We start from the raw sequence: 4,619 nt of genomic DNA on the forward strand, positions 1-4,619 counted from the left end.
CGTCAGGCTCATAACCTGAAGGTCACAGGTTCAAATCCTGTCCCCGCAACCACAGAAACCGACATACCAGGCCCCCCTGATGCGAAAGCATCGGGGGCGCTGTCGGCATTGGCGGAATTCCGCCGTTCCAGCCATTCGAGGATCGTGCCAAACTCGCCGTGAAGCATGGCGTTGACCTCTCCACGCTTGTCGCCCGGCGTCAGAACGATGCGCTCGATGAGAGCGCGCAGCGCGTCGGCCGCTTCCTGACGCTCCTCCGGATGCGCCAGCGCTTCCGCAAACCGAACAACCTTGCGGCGGTAAATCTCCGAGATATTCGGGTGGATGTCCGGTACATCAGCGGGCGCTGCGGCGAGCCGGGCACGGATGGCATCTTCCTGCGCCTCCAATTCAAGCAGTTGATCGACGAGCGAGCGCGTCCCCTTGCCTTCCGTAGCGAGTGTCACCAGCCCTTTGATGGCCTTCAGGACCTTGTCGAGCTCGGCCCGATCTGCGATGTCTGTGGCGCGACGCTGGCGATTGAAACGATTGGTTTCCTCGACGCAGGTGCGAATGGCTTCGGCAGCGACCTCGGCACTCATCAAGCGGTCACGTAGACCATCGAGAACACGCGCCTCCAACTTCTCGCGTGCAATGCTATGCCCGTTGGAACAGCTTCTTGTGTCGATATGGTTCGAACAGGCAAACCGCCCCTGCCCGCGAAGGGTATAAGACCCGCCGCAGCATCCGCAATAAACGAGGCCGGACAGCAGGCTCCTCGGGCGATGAGTCCGGTTCATTGCGTTGTGGGCCGAGCGCGTCGCTTCGATGACGCCGGCATACTGGATCGCGATATCTTCCTGTCGCGCTTTTGCGGCCTGCCAGAGTTCGTCATCCAGGATCCGCAGATGAGGCACTTCGGTAACGATCCACTCGGCCTGCGGATTGATGCGCGAGACACGCTTGCCGGTCTGAGGATTCTTTATATAGCGAAGGCGGTTCCAGACCAGCTTACCGATATAGAGCTCATTATTGATCAAACCCGTGCCGCGCTTTGAGTGCCCCCGGATCGTGGTCGATGTCCAAAGCTTCCCGGTCGGTGCGGCAATCCCCGCTTCATTGAGGCGGCAGGCAACTGCATGCGGGCTGAGCCCACTCGCGAACTGCCGGAACACCTGACGCACGACTTCCGCTTCAGCGTCATTGATCGTGCGCTCCCCATGAACCGCCTCGCCCTCACTGGAGAAGCGGCGCACGATATCATAGCCATAACAGAGGCCACCGCCGGACTTGCCCTTTTCCACGCGACCGCGAAGACCCCGATGGGTCTTCTTTGCAAGATCCTTGAGGAAAAGGGCGTTCATCGTGCCCTTGAGACCGACATGTAGTTCTGAAACTTCGCCCTCGGCCAGCGTCACGATCTTTACGCCTGCGAACTGAAGGTTCTTGTACAGCGTCGCCACGTCGGCTTGGTCGCGTGAGACACGGTCCAGCGCTTCGGCCAGCAGCACATCGAAGCGGCCCATCTGTGCATCCTGAAGCAGCGCCTGAATGCCGGGACGCAGTATGACGCTCGCGCCGGAGATCGCGGCATCCTTATAACTCGAGACAATGCGCCAACCCTCCCGCTTGGCCTGTTCGCGGCAGATCAGGAACTGATCTTCGATGGACGCAGGGCTCTGCTTGTCGTCGGAATAGCGAGCATATAGAGCGACACGGGTCATATCGGTCTCCTTCGCGGGCGAAACTAACATTAACTGACAGTGTGACCAAATTCCGAGGCCATCAGAGGCTGTTCGCCGGAGATACGTGAAGAGCCTGCCAACGGCGCAGAGCTGGCATGATCCGTCGCAACTTTATCGAGTAATCAATTGGGTCCCGCAATGGCAGATCCTGCGCGGCGTGCCGGACTGCATCAAAGGTGGGAGGAAAGGCGGGGTCGGCACAGGCAAACACGACACGATTGCCCCGCTGTTCGGCGGGGATTGCGATTGCCCGTCCATCAAAGCTCGCGGCGATGCGGCGAACCAGCGTGGGAAATGCTCTGGCGTTATCGCACATGTTGGCAACCAGCAGACCGTGCGAACCGAGGCGAGCACGGCAGCTATCATAAAAGGCTTGTTCGCTCAGAGCCGCTGGAAGGCCTTTGTGTTGATTTCCACTGAGAAGTGACCCGGGTTTTCCATCGAGAAGTGACCCGTCTGCGGATTATGTTTCGGGTGTCACGGGTGGGTCAACCCGTGGTTTTCTCTTTTGGGTTCTGGCCTGCTTGGCAGAGCTGTTTTTGAAGCGGAAGCTATCGTTGCCGGTCTCCAGGATGTGGCAGTGATGGGTAAGCCGATCGAGGAGCGCCGTGGTCATTTTGGCGTCGCCGAACACGGTGGCCCATTCGCTGAAGCTCAGGTTTGTGGTGATGATGACGCTGGTGCGCTCGTAGAGTTTGCTCAGCAGGTGGAAGAGCAGCGCGCCACCTGAAGCACTGAACGGCAGATATCCAAGCTCATCCAGGATAACGAGATCGGAGTGCAGGAGGCGATTGGCGATCTGACCGGCCTTGCCCTGTGCTTTTTCCTGCTCGAGCGCATTGACCAGTTCGACCGTCGAGAAGAAGCGGACGCGCTTTCGATGATGTTCGATGGCCTGGATGCCCAGCGCCGTTGCCACATGGCTCTTGCCGGTGCCAGGACCGCCGACCAGCACGATATTGTCGGCGATGTCGATGAAGTCGCAGCGATGCAACTGACGCACCAGAGCTTCATTGACCTCGCTACTGGTAAAGTCGAAGCCGGCCAGATCGCGATAGACAGGGAAGCGCGCGATCTTGAGCTGATAGGCCACAGACCGAACCTCCCGTTCTGCTGTCTCGGCTTTGAGTAACTGGGAGAGGATCGGGATGGCGGCTTCGAACGCTGGAGATCCCTGTTCCATGAGATCGGTGACGGCCTGCGCCATGCCATGCATCTTGAGGCTGCGGAGCATGACGACGATGGCGCCGCTGGCAGGGTCATGACGCATGACGCTTCTCCTTGCGCAGATCATCATAGCGTTCGACATTGGCCATCGGTTCGCTGACCAGCTTGAGCGCCTGGGGCGCCGTCACCGGCGGCGTGGAGATCGGTTTTCCGTCGACCAGCCTATAGAGCAGATTGAGGATATGGGTCTTGGTCGGAACGCCAGCCTCCAGCGCCATGGTGACCGCCGTCAGCACCAGTTGCTCATCATGATGAAGAACCAGCGCCAGTATTTCGACCATTTCCCTGTCGCCGCCGGGATTGCGCAACAGATGTCGCTGCAGACGCTGGAACGCATCGGGTAGCTCAAGGAAGGGCGCACCGTTGCGCAGGGCGCCGGGCTTGCGCTGCACGACCGCCAGATAATGGCGCCAGTCATAAACCGTATGACCTGGACCGTCGTGAGAGCGGTTGATGATGCGCTGATGTGCGCAGATTGGCTGCCCCTCGGCGACGACCTGGAAGCGATCAGGATAGACGCGCAGGCTGACAGTGCGATTGGCGAAAGAGGCCGGTACGCTGTAGCGATTGCGCTCAAAGTGGATGAGGCACGTCGGCGATACCCGTTTGCGATATTCCACAAAACCATCGAAGGGCCTGCCCGCAACCATCAGACACTCAGATTCATCGGCCCAGGCATTGGCAACCGATCCGGGTTCGATCCCGTGAGGGATGTCCTCCCATAACGCCTTGCAGCGCTCCTCCAGCCACAGGTTCAGCGCATCAAGGCTTTCGACCTGCGGCGTGGGTTGCCACAGACGGTGCCGCGCATCCTGGACATTCTTCTCGACCTGCCCCTTTTCCCATCCCGCAGCCGGGTTACAGAACTCAGCTTCGAACAGATAGTGGCTGACCATCGTCAGGAAGCGTGCGTTGACGGTGCGTTCCTTGCCACGCCCGACCTTGTCGACGGCCGTGCGCATATTGTCATAGATACCCCGGCGCGGCACGCCGCCCAGCACGCGGAAGGCGTGATTATGGGCGTCGAACAGCATCTCATGGGTTTGCAGCAGGTAGGCGCGCACGATGAATGCCCGGCTGTAACTGAGCTTGAAATGCGCGACCTGCAGCTTGGTCCGAACCCCGGCGATGATTGCCCAGTCCTCACTCCAATCAAACTGGAAAGCTTCCCCCGGCGCGAACGACAGGGGCACGAATGTCCCACGCCCGCCAATCTGTTGCTGGCGCCGATAATCTTCGCGCCAGTCCCGAGCAAAAGCGGCAACCCGGTTGTAGGATCCTTCATAACCCAGGCTCACCAAATCGGCGTGAAACTGCTTGATCGTGCGCTTCTGCTTGCGCGATCGGCCCATATCGCGCCGCAGCCAGGCCGCCAGATGCTCAGCAAATGGGTCCAGTTTGCTTGGTCGATCAGGCACCTTGAACCGCGGATCGATCGTCTCGGACCGCAAATATTTGCGGATCGTGTTGCGTGATAGTCCGGTGCGCCGCGCTATCTCCCGGATCGGTAGATGATCGCGAAAATGCCAGCGCCGGATAACGCTCAATAACGCCATGTCCAACACTCCATATACCCTCGCTTGTCAAAGCCAGGGACGAGTTCAACATGGGTCAATTCTCAGTGGAAATTTACGCCCTACCCGGGTCACTTCTCAGTGGAAATCAACA

General features: G+C 59.4%; 4 protein-coding genes. 1 reads left to right on the top strand and 3 read right to left on the bottom strand.

Annotated elements, in window-relative coordinates:
- Positions 1 to 8 precede the first annotated feature (8 nt).
- Complete coding sequence (locus RLDS_RS31195; RefSeq protein WP_021224458.1) at positions 9 to 1,703, bottom strand: recombinase family protein; 1,695 nt, start codon at positions 1,701 to 1,703, stop codon at positions 9 to 11.
- A gap of 85 nt (positions 1,704 to 1,788) precedes the next feature.
- Here RLDS_RS31195 and RLDS_RS56205 point away from each other — a divergent pair, with 85 nt between their 5' ends.
- Entirely contained in the window at positions 1,789 to 2,151 is a 363-nt protein-coding gene (locus tag RLDS_RS56205) for a hypothetical protein (RefSeq protein ID WP_021224459.1), read from the top strand.
- Between the two features lie 36 nt (positions 2,152 to 2,187).
- Here the strand turns inward: RLDS_RS56205 and istB are convergent, their stop codons facing one another.
- Positions 2,188 to 2,994, bottom strand: coding sequence for an IS21-like element helper ATPase IstB (gene istB / locus RLDS_RS31205; protein ID WP_009821099.1), 807 nt, complete (start codon positions 2,992 to 2,994; stop codon positions 2,188 to 2,190).
- Positions 2,984 to 4,507, bottom strand: coding sequence for an IS21 family transposase (gene istA / locus RLDS_RS31210; protein WP_009823850.1), 1,524 nt, complete (start codon positions 4,505 to 4,507; stop codon positions 2,984 to 2,986). The genes istB and istA overlap by 11 nt, the downstream gene beginning before the upstream one ends.
- Positions 4,508 to 4,619: the final 112 nt, after the last annotated feature.

This window comes from Sphingobium lactosutens DS20, assembly GCF_000445105.1.
In the GTDB taxonomy this organism is placed as follows: domain Bacteria; phylum Pseudomonadota; class Alphaproteobacteria; order Sphingomonadales; family Sphingomonadaceae; genus Sphingobium; species Sphingobium lactosutens.